This is a genomic window from Arthrobacter sp. UNC362MFTsu5.1 (assembly GCF_000685965.1).
In the GTDB taxonomy this organism is placed as follows: Bacteria; Actinomycetota; Actinomycetes; order Actinomycetales; family Micrococcaceae; genus Arthrobacter.
The window spans coordinates 1-17,077 of record NZ_JMLE01000007.1; the positions used below are offsets into that span (position 1 = coordinate 1).

The 17,077-nt window shown below is 65.1% G+C and carries 7 protein-coding genes and 1 pseudogene; all 8 read right to left on the reverse strand.

The genetic code is table 11. From position 1 onward, the window contains the following. A pseudogene (locus BS38_RS0108435) lies at positions 1 to 425 on the reverse strand (hypothetical protein); the annotation flags it as partial. Positions 426 to 565: 140 nt separating this feature from the next. Then, on the reverse strand, positions 566 to 2,539 hold the full coding sequence (locus tag BS38_RS24740; RefSeq protein WP_231511153.1) for an S-layer homology domain-containing protein: 1,974 nt from the start codon (positions 2,537 to 2,539) through the stop codon (positions 566 to 568). A gap of 80 nt (positions 2,540 to 2,619) precedes the next feature. Continuing rightward, positions 2,620 to 3,627 (reverse strand): dTDP-glucose 4,6-dehydratase, encoded by a 1,008-nt coding sequence (locus BS38_RS24745; RefSeq protein WP_043438127.1) that lies wholly within the window; start codon positions 3,625 to 3,627, stop codon positions 2,620 to 2,622. 53 nt (positions 3,628 to 3,680) lie between these two features. Continuing rightward, positions 3,681 to 5,114, reverse strand: a complete 1,434-nt coding sequence (locus tag BS38_RS0108455) for a nucleotide sugar dehydrogenase (protein WP_028270401.1) — start codon at positions 5,112 to 5,114, stop codon at positions 3,681 to 3,683. Positions 5,115 to 5,679: 565 nt separating this feature from the next. Then, positions 5,680 to 8,379 (reverse strand): helix-turn-helix transcriptional regulator, encoded by a 2,700-nt coding sequence (locus BS38_RS0108465; RefSeq protein ID WP_028270402.1) that lies wholly within the window; start codon positions 8,377 to 8,379, stop codon positions 5,680 to 5,682. Next, positions 8,376 to 11,105: a helix-turn-helix transcriptional regulator gene (locus BS38_RS0108470; RefSeq protein ID WP_081818855.1), complete on the reverse strand. Its 2,730-nt coding sequence runs from the start codon at positions 11,103 to 11,105 to the stop codon at positions 8,376 to 8,378. Before BS38_RS0108470 ends, BS38_RS0108465 begins: the two co-directional genes overlap by 4 nt. A 279-nt stretch (positions 11,106 to 11,384) precedes the next feature. Next, positions 11,385 to 14,165, reverse strand: a complete 2,781-nt coding sequence (locus BS38_RS0108475) for a helix-turn-helix transcriptional regulator (RefSeq protein ID WP_156037093.1) — start codon at positions 14,163 to 14,165, stop codon at positions 11,385 to 11,387. Beyond that, positions 14,143 to 16,875, reverse strand: coding sequence for a helix-turn-helix transcriptional regulator (locus BS38_RS24750; RefSeq protein ID WP_156037094.1), 2,733 nt, complete (start codon positions 16,873 to 16,875; stop codon positions 14,143 to 14,145). Before BS38_RS24750 ends, BS38_RS0108475 begins: the two co-directional genes overlap by 23 nt. Positions 16,876 to 17,077 lie beyond the last annotated feature (202 nt).

Consider the following 17,077-nt stretch of genomic DNA (forward strand, 5'->3'; position numbering starts at 1 on the left):
GCCCAGGGGATGACTGTTGCCCGCTCCCGGAAGGCGGCAGCATTGTTGATGTCGTCATACGGCAGGTCGAGGTAGAAAGGGTTCTCTTTCGGCTTCATGTTGGCCGGCGCATAGCCGTTGGAACCTGACCGTGGCTCGGTCTCACAGCCGTCAGACGTGAGCCGGCCGTCACAACCGCCGTAACTGTCCATCCACTTCGAGTCATAGGTGGAGAAGACCTGGCTGCCGTCCGCGGCGTTGGGGTCAAAGACTTCTCCCACCCAGAAGGTGGTGGCCACAATGTTCGTGTGCCAGGGGTACTTCCCCTGAGACCGTTGCTCCGGCTCCGGAGGCGTGCACGCCGTGGCCACCATTGCCAGCAGCAGAACGGCGGCAGCAAGGCAGCGGAAACGGAACCGGCGGCGTTTGGAGCCTGGATCCTTCACTCTGGTCCCCCGAATCAATGAACTTCAGCCTGCGGTAAGAGAGTCCTGCGGTACACGTACAGCGGCGAGGGCGGCCGCACGTCCGGGGGGATTCCCCGGCTGCGCGGCCGCCCGTAGTGTCCAACCGGTGCGGGACCTGGCTACATTCCCTTCGGGAAGTTCAGGTTGTAGCGGTAGACAAACGCTGCCATGGCGTCCCTGCCGATCGGCTGGACCGGCCGGAACGTACCATCCGGGTACCCCGTGGTGATCGCCGTCGCTGCCAGCCAGCGGATCTCGTTGTAGAACTGGTTGCCGGTGGTGACGTCAGGGAACGTCGGGGCGGTAGTTGGTACGGCGGGCTTGCCGTTGTAGCGGTAGAGGAACGCCGCCATCGCGTCACGGTTCACAGGAGCCAGTGGCCGGTAGGTTCCGTCCGTGTAGCCCGTGGTGATGCCCTGGGCCGCCAGCCAACGGATTTCGTTGTAGAACTGGTTGCTGGGGGTCACGTCAGTGAATGTCGGTGCGTTGGCCGGCACTGCAGGGCTGCCCGCCAACCTGTACAGGAAGGCTGCCATCGCGTCCCGGTTGATCGATGCTCCCGGCCGGAACGTGCCGTCAGCGTAACCCTGGGTGATCAGGTTGTTGGAGAGCCAGCTGATTTCGTTGTAGAACTGGTTGGTGGCGGCAACATCGCTGAACGTCTTGATGCCTACCGTGTCGTACAGTTCATAGTCGTCCGTGACCAAGGTTCCGTTGTTGAGCATGTTCAAGCCGACGCTGATGGCCGTTGCACCGGCAGGAACCGCCGGAGTTGTGAACGACACCTGCGTCCAGACATTGTTTGTGGGCAGATACTGCGGGCCCGATGTCCAGTAGGTCCACGAGCCGGCGGCCGTTCTGTAGTGCAGATCGAACTGCGTATTTCCACCGGTTGATTTGTACCAGGCTTTGGCGAGGTACGTGTGCCCGGGGGTCGCGCTCGGAGCGCATTCGCCGGTGTCCAGCTGAGGCAGCAGCTTGCCGTCTCCGTCGGTGTAGCCCGAAATCACCAGTTGCTGGGCAGCCGTGGCTGTGCCGGCGTGGCCGGGCGTCACCGCGGTGAAGGCCCTGGTGTTGGTGCCGTAGCCGCCTCCCTGCCAGCAGCGCGGGAGCAGCGAACCGTTGAGTCCCGCAGTTTCAAGGCTCGGGTTCTTGATGAGGTTGCCGGCCGTTTGGGGGGTCGGCGCCGGAACAACTGCCGGAGCCGGCTTTGTGGTACCGCCAATGACTTCCTTCACGGTCTTGACCAGGACCGGGTTGGTGACGTTGGTGTCCCGCTGCCCCGCAAGCCAGTCGATGAACTGGTTGAAAGTGTCTGTGCTGACAGTCAGCGGATCCTTGACGGGCGATCCAATGAGGATGCCGGTACCGATGTGGTGGAAGGTCAGCTGCACCCAGCCGCCACCGTTGGCCTGCGCCTGGGTGACGAGCGTCTGGATGTCCGCGAGGGTCCACGTTTCATCCAGCTGGTCCGGGGCACCCGTGTAGTAGAGGTCGCCCGGCGTCAGGGATTCGGCGAACGGGAAGGTCTCCGAACCCACCACCTTGCTCCGGATATCACCCAGCCCGCGTGCACTGTTGTAGCCACAGGCCGCGACAGCGGCCGCGGCCGTGGGGCTGGACGAGGCAAACGGATAGGCGAAGTTCTGGACGTCCAGCCCGTAACCCATCAGCGTCGCGCGGTCGTTGCAGACCTGCCTGCCCAGTTCGTCGGTCCCCACCGCCGCAAGGTCGGCGTGAGTGACACTGTGCCCGCCGATCTCGTGTCCGGCGGCCTGCAACGCCTGGGCCTGGGCCGTCGTCATGTAGTTCGTTTGGTTCATGTAGCCGGAGGGCAGGAAGAATGTTCCCCGCATGCCAGAGGAAACCAGCTTGTCCGCGGCGGCGACCTGGTCGGCGTTGGCGTCGTCGAACGTCAGCGTGACGACGGTTTCGCCGACAGCGTTGGCGGCCGGGGCAGTCAACCCGAGCAGCGAGGCGGCGAGGGCCACCGTTGTGGAGGCGGCCAGCCAGCGGGCCTTTCGCCGGCCGGGAGGCCTTTCGGCCCTGTGCCGGGGCTCTGAGGCCGCAGTAGAGCGATGCAGAAGCGTCATGGAACTCAACTCTTTCGTCGAAGGTGCACATAACTTTTGACGGTTGCCGCCCCCCGTCCGGCGCGGCACCTCACGGACGGCTAGTTGGCCGCCATCGTGACTTTCCACCCGAGCGGGTCGGGTGCTTTCACCGGGCGGTGATCGGCCGCCACGTTCTGGATGATCTGGTCCAGCGTGGTCTTGGGGTCGAAGCCCACCAGATCTTTCGCTTTGCTGTTGTTTGGTACTCGGCGGCGCATATCCTCATACCCCTCCGCGTAGGCCTGTTCGTAGGGCACCAGGGTGATGGGGCTTTCGCTGCCGAGCAGCTCCACAATTCGCTGTGCGAGGGTCAAAATCGAGATCTCGTAGCTGCCGCCAAGGTTGTACGCGTTGCCGTAGGCGGACTCTTCCTCCGAGATTTTGGTGATGGCCGGGACGATGTCGCCGACGTAGGAGAAGCATCGCGTCTGGTGTCCGTCTCCGTAAACCGTCAACGGCTCGCCGGCCAACGCCTGTTTGACCAGGCGCGGAACCACCATCCCGTATCGGCCGGTCTGCCGCGGACCCACTGTGTTGAACAGCCGGACGATGGCAACCGGAAGGCCGAACTGCCGCCAGTAAGCGTGCGCGAATGCCTCGTCGATTCCCTTTGCCGCCGCGTAGGTCCACCGGGACTTGAGCGCTGAGCCAAGGATCCGGTCCGACTCCTCGGACAGGCTGTCCGAGGTGTTCTTTCCATAAATCTCACTCGTGGACGCCAGGAGCAGCGTGGCACCGGACTCCAGGACGGCGTCCAAGACCACTTCCGTGCCGTGGATGTTGGTGCGCAGGCTCTCCAGGGGATGCTCCACGATGAGGTTGACGCCGACTGCTGCCGCCAGGTGGAACACCCGGTCGGCACCGGCCACTACTTTGTCCACCGCCGCGCGGTCCAGGATAGTGCCCTCCACGAAGTGGAAGTTCCGGTGGCCAATCACCGTCCGGAGGTTCTCCAGGCGACCGGTCGAGAGGTCATCCAGTACGGTGACTGTGTCTCCGGCCGCGAGGAGATGCTCCACGAGATGGCTCCCGATGAAGCCGGCTCCGCCGGTGATTGCTGTTTTCACGTCTCCTACTTTCTTTTGAAGCCCAGCGGGGCCGCTGGAATCACAACCTGAATTCACAACCTCGTGACATTGGTTCCGGCCGGAAGCCGGTAGGTGGTGTCGAGGACGGCCGGCGCGTCGCGCAGCCACTCGATGTCCATGGCCGAGTGCCTCGTGTGAAGGATGACCAGGTCTGCGTCCCAGCCCGAGGGATCCTCCAGCGATTCGAGGGCACTTCCCTGGCCGTCGGGAGCCGTGGGGCACCACGGATCGTGGTAAGCAACTACAGCGCCGTGGGCGACCATTGCGGCGATGATTTCCAAAGCCGGCGATTCGCGGAGGTCCTCGACGTCCGGTTTGTATGCCACGCCAAGAACCAGCACACGGGCTCCGCTGATTCCGTGGTTACGGTCCGAGAGGATGCGGCGGGCCTTCTCCACCACCTGATGGGGCCTTCCGGCGATGCCCGCCATGGCGTGCTCGATGACCGGCGCCGTGACCCTTGCCTTCCTGAGCTGCCACAGCAGGTAGTGCGGATCGCAGGGAATGCAGTGGCCGCCGACGCCCGGGCCGGGGGTGAACGGCATAAAGCCGTATGGCTTCGTCGAGGCCGCGTCAATCACGTCCATGACCTCCATGCCCAGCTCGTGGCAAATATCCGCGAACTCATTGGCCAGCGCGATGTTCACCGCGCGGAACGTGTTTTCGACAAGTTTGGTCATCTCGGCAACATCTGCGGACGGCACCACATGCACCAGCTTGGTGCTGGCCTGGAGCAGTTCCGCGGCGGCCTCACCGCAAGCGGGCGTTACTCCGCCTACCACCCGGGGGACGTCTTCATGCGAGAAAGCGTCCACTCCCGGGTTGATCCGCTCCGGCGAGAAGGCTACGAACACGTCCGTGCCGGGGATCAGGCCCTTGGCGGCCAGCGGCACTGCCAGGAGATCCCGGGTGGAGCCAACGTAGGTGGTGGACGTCAACATCAGAAGCTGGCCCGGTACTGCGAACTCCACCACGGAGGCGCACGCCGCCCGCAGGATGCCGAGGTCCGGCACCAGGTACGGATCCACCGGGGTGGGAACACAAACCACCACTGCCGCCGCCCGTGCCAGCAGGGACAGGTCCGTGCTGATCATGAACGAAGGATCCTCCAGCGCGTTGCCCAGCCGGACCTTGTCGGAGTCCAGCAGGTCTGCCTGCCGGGACCGGATGACAGCCAGCCTGTTCTCCGACACGTCAAGTCCCAGGACGCGCCGGCCGGAGGCGTTGATGGCCAGCGCTGTCGGCAGGCCAACGTACCCGAGTCCGACTATCGCGACGTCGAACGTGAACGTGTGATCCTGAGCGGCGGCATCGTCCGCCGCTGCGGCAGATTCCAGGGCCTCGGGCGCCAGTTCGGGCACCCCTGTCCCGTTCTCCGGCCACTCCCGGGAATCCTCAAGCAACGGTGGAAGTTCGGCCCGGGTCAGCTGGGCCTTACGAGCCTTTAGTTTGGTGTTCGGTGTCATGCTAAACCGACCTCCCGGTATTCGATTTGTCCCGTTTGTGTGAAAGCCGGCGACATCGGGTGGCAGATCCCGGTCTCAGAGGACGCTGCCCGGTTCGTCGCCGGCTCGAATAGGGTGCCCGCTTTCGGCGGGATGCTGGTCGCCCTGGAGGAGTTTTCCAGGTGGATTGCCACATGAAATTCCGAAGGCCAGTTGTCAGCTGATTGATGCATTTAGAGACCCACTACTTTCCCCAATAGATACCTGCGGCCCAACAAGCTACAGCGTATTAACCAACCCCCTGCCGGGGCGCGAGTGGGCTCTACCCGTCTTTGCGGGTGCATCACTGAGGGGAATGGGGTGGTACCCGCCCGGTCCGCCCCCACCACTCGCATGAATACTCGTTTGAGGGCGGTGCGAACGCGGCGGCCGCCCCGGTTTCGGGGCGCGGGCAATCTTCCGACGGGTAGCCGGTGGCCTGACTACCGTTGGAAGGCGCTATTCAGTCCGGGATGGCACGGCCCAAGGCAGGGTCCTAGGAGTGACCCTAGGCAGGGTCCTGGGAGTGGCCCTGGGAATACGGGCCTTAGGCCGGTCCGGGCAGGCCCGCATGGCGGGCACCGTAGGCCACGGAAGCCAGATCCTCACGGTGGCTGATGCCGAGTTTCGCGAACATTCGGTAGAGATGGCCTTCCACCGTCCGCAATGACAGCCCCAGCTGGAGCGCGATTTCCCGGTTGCTTGCTCCCGCCTGGACCAAGGCCGCGATTTCCTGCTCGCGCCGGGTCAGCTTGTGCAGGTCCGGCGGGATTTCGGCCGCCGAAGCACCGGCTTTGTTGAGTGCCGCATTCCGCTGTTTGACGAGTTTCTGGGCCTCGAACTGCCTGGGTTTGTCGCCTCGGGTCTCAAGGATCCGCAGGGCGTGGCCGGCGCATTCCGCGGCCGCCAGGTCCAGGCCGTCCCGCGCTGCCGCATCGCTCATTTCCACGAGGCGGTTGACGTCCTTGGCCGCCAGGGCACGGCAGTACGCGGCCAGGAACTCCGCGCTCCGCCCTTCACAGCCCTCCGCCGCCGCAGCCAGCCGCGGCACAATGGACAGGTCCCCGAGCCGGAGCACCAGGGAGAGGATTTCCACTTCGTAACTGAGGAATCCGGAGGTCGCTGCCGCATCGGCAAGGGCGATCAGCTTTGACACTGCTGCCTGGACGCCGACCCGTTCGGCCCGCGCCGCCACGGTGTAGGCCTGCCCCAGCAGTGAGGCATGGCGATGGTCTGAGAGCAGCGCGTCGTAGGCGTTCGCGTTCGCAGTGGCCGTGTCCGTCCGGTTCAGGATGGAAGCGGCGTATGCGGTGGCCGCGAGCGCATCGGGCAAATCGCCGCCGGCGTCGGAAAGGCGAAGCACCTCGGCGGCCTGGCTCAGCTTCGGCAGTGCGGCCCCGATGGTGCCCCGCCGGAGGTCGGCCGTGCCCGCCGCGAGGTGCAGCATGCCGCCAAAGTAGATCAAGGAGTTCGACGCCTGGGCGATATGGTTTTGCAGGTAGTCGTCGAGGACGTCGAGTTCACCGGCATGGAGCAGCGCCAGCAGGTAGCGTCTCATCACGAACTCGGCGTACTCAAGCCGCCGGTCCCCGCTGGCGGCGAGGATGTCCTCGACGTCCATCACAATCTGCAGCGCAGATACGGAGCGTCCTGTCAGTGCCAGCGACTCTGCCAGCAGCGTTCCGGCCAGAAGCCGGGACTCGTCGTCGTCCGTGGATTCCCAGATTTCCTGGAGTTCCGGCTCCGCTTCCACATGGCGTCCTGCTGCCTGGTAGCCCTCCAGGGCAAGGAGCCTGCTACCCAGACGGGCGGTGGCCAGCTCCGTCGTGTCGAACCCCGGGGTGGCGTCTTCCAGCCTGGAGACGGCTTCCGCCCACGCATCGGCTGCCCGCAGCACGGCCTCCGGCCCGTTGCGCTTGCCCGCTGCAAGCTGGGCCGCCAGCATGGACGCCTGCCGGACGGTGCGCAGGTCGGTGGCTTGTTCCACCACGCCCTCAAGGCACAGGCCGGCTCCGACGGGATCGCGCCCGTAGAGTTTGGCGCGGGCCAGCTCCACTTGTGCCGCGAGTTTGAGGGACGGCTCCCGGATCGCCCCCACGACCCGTTCCACGTAGTCGGGAATGAAGAGCCTGTTCGCCAGCTGGGCGGCCTCGAGGATGTCGGCGTCCGGGACGGTTGCCCCGGACTCCAGCGCCCAGGTGACGTGCCGGAGCCTGCCGTCCAGGGTCTCGGGGCGGGAGTCCAGAAGGTCGACAATCCGCCGTCGGATGGTCACGCTGCGGGCGGTGGGCACCAGCTGCCTGATCACTTCGCCGATCAGCGGCTGCGCGAGGCGGACGTGCCGGGCGGCGTCGGCCGAGATCACGATGAACTGGAGTTCCTTAAGTTCATCGACGGCGTGGCTGTCGCTGGCACGCTGCAGGACGCTGAGCGGGATCGCCTCGGCCAGCGCCACCGATTCCAGGGCCTGGCGCTGTTCGGGGTTCAGCTGCATGATCTGGTTCCGGACCAGGTCCATCAGCCGGACGGTGGCCGCTCCGGGCTCGCCGAGGAGCACCCAGGTGTCATTTCGCTGGAGCAGGTGGCCGCGGGACTTGGCATGGGCTATCAGTTCCAGCAGGAACATCGGGTTTCCGCCGGATGACCTGAACAAGACGGCGCTGGCGCTGGGGACGAGGGGCGAGCCAAGCACGCGCGTGCACAACTCGTCCACTTCTTCCTTGGTTAGCGGCTGCAGTTCGAAACGGTCCACCAGCCCTTCCGACCACATCGACAGCACTTCCGGCGGCGCCGAAGGATGCGGGCGGCAGAGCAAAACCACCCTGGCGGCCTCTGCAGCGGCCAGCTGTGCAATGACCGCTGCACTGCTGTCGTCCAGATGCTGGGCGTCCTCGACCACCAGCACGGCCTGCGACTGGTCCCGCAGGCTCTCCGGATTGAGTTCCGTTACCAACGCCTTCAGCACTGCGCGCGGCTGGTCTGTCTGGCCGGGAGTCAAAGCCGTCAGCAAGGGTGCAAGGGCCGCGTACGGAACCTCGGAAAGCGAAGGACCCGCGTACACGTAGAAGGGCCGGATCCGGCTGCCAAGCTCAAAGACGACTTCGTTGATCAGGGCGGTCTTGCCGATGCCGGCGTCCCCCAGGATAAGCGCCCCGGGGCCGTTGGCGTCGAGGAGGCAGTCGACTACCGACGCAACCATGCCGAATCGCCCAATCAGCCGCTCTGCCGTGATGGTGGTTTCAGTCATGACTGGTCATCTCCTGTACTGCCAAGGGCTACCGGAAGCTCCAAACGCTCTTCGATTTTTAGCTTGCCGTAAATCTGGTAGAGGTGTCCCTCCACTGTCCGTACTGATACGTGCAGTTGGGCCGCGATGCTCTTATTACTCGCCCCGGCGGCGGCCAGCTGCGCTATTTGGAGTTCGCGGGCGGTCAGGGTGAGCCTGTCGTGGGTGCCGTCCTGTGGCGTCCGCAACCGCCGGCGGCACGTTTCCGCCAGGTGCTTGGCCTGCCGGACCAGGCTCCTTTCGAGGTGCGCCTGATCCAGGTTCAGGATTGACTCGGCGATGTCCAGGGCGAACCTGTCATTGTGCATCCTGGCAGCGAGGTTTGCGGCTGCCATGAGATTGTCGGCTTCACGGGTCATGACTCCCCGGGCGTAATGTGCACACAGTTCCGCGAAGGGTCCCTGGCTTTCGCCTGCACTGTCCAGCAGCCTCGGAGCCGCATCGGATTCCCCCAGCCTGACGGCCGAGCTCAGGCACAGCAGCTCATGACCGACATTGCCGGCGGCACGGTCATCCTCCGCCATCCGGAGCAACTGCTCAATTCCCGTCCGCGAGCCGTCCAGTTCCGCCCGCGCAAGGGCCGTGAAATAGCCTTCTGCCCGGGATACCTTCCAGGTTTTCCGCCTGGAAGCGGATTCCGTCTCCGCAAGATAGGCAAGTGCTGCTTCCCGTTCGCCCTGCAGCGCGGAAGCGTAGGCCGCCGCGGCACAGGCCAGCGGCAGGATGCCGTCGCTGTCCTGGATGCGCAGCTGGCTGATGCCGGGAACGAGCAGATCGAGTCCGTCGCGTCCACGGCCCTGCATGCAGGCGCAGATCGCTTCCGGTATTTCAGTGGCACTGAACCGCCGGTAGATAACGGATGACGGGAGCCAGTCCTCCGTTGGCAGAGTCTCGGTCGCCTCATCCCACCTGCCGGCCACCAGGTACGCAAAGCGGAGCCTTGAGATCACCGACTGCGCGATGGCCACAGGAATCTCAGGCCGCAGGCACTGCAACTTCAGCTGTTCGGCGAGCTCGGCGGCATCCGACTGGCGTCCCGTCACGGCCCACGCTTCACACAGCCAGCTGCCGGCCTGGAGCCTGAATTCCGGGCTGTGGAACTCGACATTGTTCAAGGAATCGGTGAGGTCTGCCGCCATGTCCCGGTAACTTCCTGCGTAGCCGGCGGCTTCAGCCTCGGCCAGCGTGAGCTGTTCCCTGATGCGCCTGAGCTCCGGTGCCGGCATTCTCTCTGCAGGACCGGACGTGTCGTCATAAAGGACTTTCCGGGCCTTGGCCAGGGACGCCGGGGCCTCGAGCCAGGCGTCCGGTGTGGCGAGGAACACCGAGCTCTCCGCCAGCAGTATGCCGATCGATTCGGCGAGCGCAGGCTCTGCCTGCGACAACTTTTGATGCCGCCGAACAACGGCCAGGGCCTCCTCCACTTCGCCGAGGGTCATCAGCGCCGCAACCTCTTCGGTCACCGCTTCAGCCAGCGCATCGTGTCCCGGGATGGAGCGGACGAACCGCAGCGCGAGTGCGGCATCCAGCCTCCTGTTGGCGAGCCGGGCGGCGGACAGGGATTCTTCGGTCGACAACGGGGCGCCGCAGTCGAGGGCCCAGACTGCGAACGGCAGTTCCGTGGCGGGTGTGCGGAGCGAGGGGGCGGCGGCCTGGAGGACCATTTCGCGGAGCTCGTTGCTCCGGCCGGGCGGAACGTTCTCGCGGACCACATCTGCCACCAGCTGGCTCTGGATCCTGACCCGGCGGGGCAGGGAGTCCTCGACCGCCAGGACCCCGCGCTCCTCAAGGGCGTCCACGTCGTCGGCAGCCACGAGCGTCAGCAGTGTGTCCAGCGGCAGGGTCTCGGCCAGCGAGAGGATTTCCAGGATCCGCCGGTCAGCCTCGCCCATCCGCCCCAGCCGGGTGGCGATCAGGTCGGTGATGGCCCGTCCATGGACCCGGTGATCGGCCGTCAGGACCCACACCCCGTCCCGGACCACCAGCGAACCGGAGTCAGCCAGCTCCATTGCAAGCATCTTGAGGTAGTGCGGGTTGCCATCGCTGGCTGCCCAGAGCGATTGGACGGCAGAGTGTGACACCTTGGCACTGAGGCCTTCTTCAAGCCAGCTGACCGCTTCCCGGAAGGAGAGTGGTTCGAGGTTCACCCGGGTCAGGAACCCGCCGTCGCACAGTCCCGAAATCTCTGCCGACAGCCGCAACGGATCAGAGCAGGTCAGGACCAGGCGCACTGCGCGGTTTCGGGCGAGCTGTGCGATTGTCACGGCCGTCAGTTCGTCAGCCTCGCCGGCGTTGTCGACAAAGAGGTAAACAGTCTTTCCCATGGCCCGTTCCCGCAGGAGCCGCATCAGACCGGACAACACCAGCACCGGGTGGTTGAGGTATCCCGGCTCCAGGTCGCTCAGCAACATGTTGAGGGCGCCGTACGGCGAACGGGACAGCGCGGCACTGCACCGAAGTGTCACAACCAGGGAATCGTCACGGAACTGCTTGAGTGCGTGGGTGGTCAGGAACGTCTTTCCGGTGCCCGAGGTTCCGGTCACCAGCACTCCCCCTGCTGACTCCGCCAGGGCGCGGGTAATATCGCTGACCGCCTGCTTGCGACCGATCAATGGCCATGCGGCGCCCCGTGACATTCCGGCGGACCTGGTGGCGTGTGAACTGGCCACATTATCAGCTGTCAACATGAGTGAGACCTCTGTATTTACGAGCGATTCCTGGTACCCCAAATTAACCAGCTGTCACGCCCGCGGGCACCAGTAGTGAGTACTCGATTTTGCGCTTGACCGATACCTGTACTTGGAAAGCAAGTACCCCTGGTCACCGGACCAAGGTACGCGGCCCCGCGGATCCAGCGCTGACACGCGGCTAGAGGTGCGCCCGGGGCGCTTCAAAATAGTTAACAAGTCGCCGTCGCCGCACCGTTTTGAGCGCCACGTCCGAGTAGGACCTCCCGGTCCAAGTACTCATTTCCCGGGTGCTGGTTTGGCCTTAACCGGCGGGTCCTCTCCGAGGCCCGCGGCGGCAGCCAACTCGTCACGTCCCGCGATGCCAAGCTTCAGGTAACAACGGTAAAGGTGGCCTTCCACCGTTCGGACGGAGATCTGGAGCTTGTCCGCGATCATCCGGTCGCTGAGTCCCGTGGCCGCCAGCCCCACGATGTTCCGTTCGCGCTTGGTCAGGATCGGGGCCACCGTGTCCGGCTGGGCTTCGTTGCCGGCGTGGCCCAGCTCTTCGTTGCATCGGGCGATGCCGGCGCGGGCCATGGCTGCCAGCTCCCGGTTCCGGCTCCGGTCCAATGAGGTCAGGGCTGCGGCATAGGCATCCGAGGCCAGCTGGAAGGCCGAGGCCGCGAAGAGCGACTCCCCCGCACGCAGGTACAGTTCGGCGCTGCCATCGGCGAGCGCGGCGGAGTATTCAGCCAGGGCCGCCGCCCAAGCGCCTTCCACCGAGCCGGCCAGCTCCTGCACACGCCCCAGCCGGGTGGTGTCTCCCAGGCTCATGGCCAGGGCGAGGGCGTTCAGTTCCAAGAACCCTGCGCCCTGTTGCGCGGCTTCCTCCGCGCTGCGGTGCAGGGCCGCGATGCCGGATCCGTTCCCTGCCTGGAGTTCCTCACCGGCAGCAAGGAAGTCCCGCGCAAATGCTGTCACAAGATGCATGCCGCGCTCGCCCCACGCTTCATAGTCCGACCGCAGCCTGTCGGCCTCGGCCTTGAAGCCCTGGGCCGCCGCCACGTAGTAGGCCATGGCTGCGCAGAACCGGAACATCTGCTGGGGATCACTGTCGCGGAGGGCTTCAATCCCGGTGACCAGCAATTCCAGAGCCTCGGCGAGCTTCCCCTGCCGGAGTGCAATGTAGCCCATGACGACATATGAGGCACCGCTGAAGGAAACCATGGCGGAACCGAAAGACGTCTGGGCGTAGCCATCCAGGAGTTGCTGGGCCTCAGCCCACTCCCCTGCGGCCAGGTCGCAGGCGACGAGCCGCACCACAGTGAACTCCGGAAGGAAGAAGATGTCGTTGTCCGGCGGCTGGACCTGGCCGTAGGCATCCATTGCGAGCTGGCGCCCTTGCAACGGATACCCCAGCGCACAGAGCCGTTCGGCCTGCAGGGCCAGTGCCATCGACCTGGTGAGCGCGCCGTCCGGTTCCCCTGCGGAAGCGTCGGCTGCCAGCAGGTCATCGAGCCCGGGACCCATCCGCCTGTAGTCGCCCGCGAGCGAGTACGCCATGAGTTCCACCAGGGAGGCCCGCCGTGCCGTGAGCCTGCGGATGGAGGCCGACTCCGCGGGGTGGGCAGCGGCCTCTTCTTCGCCCCACAGGCGAAGGCGCCGGGCGTCCTCCTCGATGGCAGAGGCGGGCTGCCCGAGTGCCGTCCGGGTGGCGGACCTCAAGAGGCTGTTGACCACCATGTGCGTGAGGCCGCTGCCGGCGTCCACATTCACGTTCAAGAGGGCGGCAGCCTCGTCGTAGTGCCCCAGGTTGTAGTGCGAGCGGGCCATCACGGCCCGTGCCGTCTGTTGCAGTTCAGGATCCCGGACAGCCCAGGCGATGCGCAGGGCCGTCTCGCTTTCGAAGAGCTTGCAGGCCAGCACGGCGGCCCGGATCAGCAGCCTGGCGGGGACTTCCGCTCCACAGTCCAAAGACCAGGAAACCATCCGGAGCAGGGACTCGGGTTTGTCAGCGGAGAGTTCCATCCGGGACACGAGCTCCCGGTGCAGCTGGAGGCTTCGGGCCGCGGGAACGATCCGGCGCAGCACTTCCCCGTAGACCGGGCTGACCAGCCGGAGCGTCGGTTCGCTGTCCACCGACTGGACCACCAGACGCTGGTCCAGCAGTTCCTTGACGGCGGGCTCACCCGCGATCTCTCCCACGAGGGTCCTGTCCACCGGTTCCGCCAGCGCGATCAGGTTCAGCGCCTCACGGCCGTCGGCCGAGATGCGCATGAGCTGGACCTTCACGACGGCGGTGAGTTCCAGCGTCCGTACATGGGAGGAACCTGCGTTGAGCCAGACCCCGTTGCGCTGGATCAGGTCGCCGGAACGCTGGGCCTCGCGGATCAGGGTCTTGAGCAGCAGCGTGTTCCCGCCGGCCTCCTGCCAGTATTCACGCGAGGTGCTGTTGAGCACTTTGCCCTCAAGCAGGGCCTCGCACAGTTGATGGCCCTGTTCCAGGGTGAGGGGGGCGATGTCGAACCGTTCGGCAGTGCCGTCGTGCCAGAGCCGGAGCAAGGGCTGGGGGATGCCGGGCCGCGGAATGCAGGTGGCGACGAGTTTGGCCCAGCCGGCCTGGACAAGTTCGGAAATCATCTCGGCCGTGGCGGTGTCGAGGTCGTGGGCGTCGTCCACCAGCAGCAGGGCCGGTCCCGGACCCTTCCGGCCGCTTTCGAGGTGCGCCCACAGCGCCCTGAGGACGGCCACTTTGGAGGTGACGTCCTCTACTGAGAGATCAGACAGGTACGGGGAAAGTGCACCGTACGGAACCGGTGAAAGTGACGGGCTTCCGTGGACGGTCATGACCGCCTGCCGGCCGTTCCCGGCGCTATTCAGTTGCGCCAGGAACGAAGACGCTCCCAATCCGGCGTCGCCGACGACGAAAACCGCCCAGCAGTCGTCCGATGCGAGGGCGTCTTTGACCGCGGACAGCATGTCCCCCCGGTCTATCCAGGGATCATCAGCATTCTGGCGCCGGGTCCCGGCGCGCGACCGCCCCGAAGCCTTCCCGTCAGACTTGAGCGGTTCCTTCAAGCTCACTCCTCGATGAAATCCCCATTTTCGTGAAGATCTGGTAGAGATGGCCTTCCACCGTACGAATGGAAAGCTGCAGCCGGTTGGCGACTTCCTTGTTGCTCAACCCCTGGCTGGCCATTCTGGCAACCTGCCGTTCCCGTTCGGTCAGTTCCGGTCCCACCGTGTGCGGCATCAGCGGCAACACCGGCAGCGTTTCCACGAGCCGGTCCAGCCGGTGCTGGGCGGCCCGTGCGGACTGGGAGTCCCCCTTTTCCCTGGCGATGTCCAGCGCCAGCACCACGCATCTGGACTCCACCGCGTCGAGGTGCAGCTCCTGGGCCAGTGACGCAGCCTCAAGCAGGAGTTTGGAATCCTTCTTTCTGCTCCCCTCCCCGACCAGACGGTTGACGCTGGCCATCTTTCCCTGCCTCCGGGAGGACACCTCGGTCAGCAGAACCAGTTCTTCCTCCGTTCCATGCACCGTAGCACCGAACAGGCTGATGGAGGCAGTGGTTGTCCGCCCCTTGGAAATGTCCTCGTGCGCGGACTCGATCAGCTTCTGCTTTGCACCCGGATCCTTGAGCCACCGCTTGGCCATCCGCACGCAGAACTCGGCCATCCACGAGGTGAACCAGGCGACATGCTGTTCCTCCTGGGCTGCGAGGTCGAGGAAGTTTCGCGATTCCTGGATGTCCCCGGCCTGGGCGTAGGCGAATGCCAGGGCTGAGCAGGCCAGTGACGGTCCGTAGTAGCTCCGCCTGATTTCCAGCTGCGCCTGGGCGCCGAGCAGCGTGTCGATGGCGAGGTCGGCCCGTCCGGCATAGGTGTAGGCCACACCCAGCGCAAGTTCTGCCGCCCCACCCAGGTACTGCATGATTTTGGGCTTCTGGTCCAGTGCGTCGGTGAGTATCCTGACGCAGTCCTCCCATTGGCCGCTGCACAGCAGGGCGGCAAACAGTCCTTCGGCCTGCCAGGCCAGCATTCCCGGCGCCACGTTGGACTGTTCCATCCGGTGCTGAATCTCGGCTGCCAGGGCAATGGCGTCCGCCTCCCTGCCTATGACCGCCCACGCCATGGTCAGCAGGCAGGCGCAGTTCAGGACGTACAGCGGGTCGCCGTCTTCTTTGTAGGACCGTTCCAGGTCTTCGGCGACGGCGGCGTATTCACCCTGGTGGATCATCTGCTCGAATTCGGCGAGCATGATCAGCTCGTGGGCACGGGCAAAGTCGGCCGGCGTCTCATTGCCGATGGATGCCCTTTCCCGCCGGGCCAGCTCCTGCCGGGCCGCCGACAGGATTCCGTCGATCCGCGTGTACCCTCCGTGGACCCAGAGCAGCGCGCTGCAGAAATCCTGCACGCAGCTCGCGTAGGCGGTCGCGGGTAGTTCAGCCAGTTGCTCGGGTGTGACCTCCTCGAGGACCGCCACGGCAGACTCATGCTCGGCCAGCGTCATGTAGGCGGCGGCCCGTTGCTGGGCGGCCTCAGCCCAGTGCGGGTCTCCGACGTGGATCTGCGCTAGCGCCTCCAAGGCGAACATCGGGTCGAACAGCCGGTTCGCCGCAGCGGCAGCGGCCAGTGCGAACGCCGGCTCCACCGGCTCACCGCAGTCAAGGGTCCAGGCGACATACCCGAGGAGCTCTTCGACATCCATCTCGGCAGGGGTTGCACCCACAACCCGTGCGACGAGCTGGTGGAGTTCCTTGCGCCGCGGCAGGTCCATCCAGCCCCGGATGACTTCGCCGACGTAGTCGTCCTTCAGGCTCACCCAGCGGCGGCCCGTCTCACCGACTTGCAAATACCCGGCCTTTTCGAGGTCGGCAACCACGGCCGGGTCCAGGACATCGAGGAGGACGAATAAGGGAACCCGGCGGATCAGGGCCAGCCACTCCAGGCCTTCCCTGACCTTGGGGGTTTCCCGTGCCAACCGGGACCTGACCAGGTCCACCAGGGCGTCGGCTTCCGCGAGGTTGATCCCCCCGCGCAGCGCCCAGACTTTCCCGGCGAGGTGGAGGTTGCCTGAACGCAGTTGCTCAATCACGATCGCCTGGAGAACCAGCGGGTTTCCGCCACTCGCCGCGTACAGCGAACTGGCGGCGGTGGCAGTCACGGGACGCCCCAGGACGCCGGCAAGCAGTTTGCTCACTTCCGGCCTGGTGAATACTTCGAGCCGGATTTCTTCGAGCGAATTGTTGCGCAGGAGCCGGATCAGGTCTTCGGGCATGTCCGTCACGTTGCGAACGGTGACCATGAGCTTCGCGGCGCCGCTCAGGATGAGGTGCATCAGGACTGCGGTGCTCATGCTGTCGATCGCCGGCAGGTCTTCGAGCACAACCAGGACCGGACGCCCGGCGGCGTCTTCGCGGATGAGCCGGGAAATGCCGTGGACGATTTCGCCCGGGGATTCCAGCACATGTCCGGGCAGCCGGGCCACGAGAAAGGCCAGTTGACCAAACGGAATGGCAGGATCAGTGGTGGTTCCGTGGAGGTGGATGATATGCATCTTGCCCACCAGCTTGGCTTCCACTGCGCGCGCAAAAGTGGACTTGCCGACGCCTTGCGCGCCGACGACTACGACGCCGTGGAGTTCGCTCTCAGACAGGATGGAGACGACGGACGCCTGGATGTCCTGCCTGACCAAAGACGACCACTTACGACGCTCGGAGGCTCCCATGCCCCGGCGTTCAGTCTCCAGGAGCCCCCCATGTTCAGAGCCTGGTGATGCAAGCACGATCGATCACGCTACCTTCGTGGCTCCAGCTGATGCGAGTTGGCTGAGCCGTCGGGTGTTCAGTTTTCCGATGCCGCCAAACGAGGCAACAAGACCTTGAATGTGAAAATTACCATAGCAGGTATGGCTAAACAATTAGGCCGCTTTATGCAACTGGTTAACCAATTGCATTGCACCAACCGTGACCAGTCCCCCACCCGCA